The sequence below is a fragment of the Aestuariimicrobium sp. p3-SID1156 genome (assembly GCF_025144225.1).
Taxonomy (GTDB): Bacteria; Actinomycetota; Actinomycetes; order Propionibacteriales; family Propionibacteriaceae; genus Aestuariimicrobium.
Genome location: NZ_JALXXB010000031.1, coordinates 1 through 325, shown reverse-complemented (window position 1 = coordinate 325; position 325 = coordinate 1). Strand labels below are relative to the sequence as shown.

Genomic DNA, 325 nt, shown 5'->3' with positions numbered 1-325 from the left:
CAATTTCGAGCCCGCCGCTATGTGGAGGCGCTGCGGGCCAACGGCTTGGTCGGGTCGATGGGCCGGGTCGGTGCCGCCGGGGACAATGCGGCGATGGAGTCCTTCTTCGCTCTGCTGCAGAAGAACGTGCTTAACCGGTGCCGCTGGACCTCGTTCGAGCAGATCCGGTTGGCGATCGTGACCTGGATCGAAGGGACCTACCACCGCCGTCGTCGCCAGGCTCGCCTCGGACGGCTCACACCCGTCGAGTTCGAAATGGTTCAATCAACCCAGGCGGCTACCGCCGCCTGAAAACCCGTGTCAACCAAACACGAGGCAGACCCGT

1 protein-coding gene is annotated in these 325 nt (G+C 64.3%); it reads left to right on the top strand.

Annotation, left to right across the window (positions count from 1 at the left end; all coding sequences use genetic code 11):
- A partial coding sequence (locus tag M3G03_RS12810) for an IS3 family transposase (RefSeq protein WP_259810520.1) occupies positions 1-291 on the top strand: 291 nt, incomplete at its 5' end.
- Positions 292-325 lie beyond the last annotated feature (34 nt).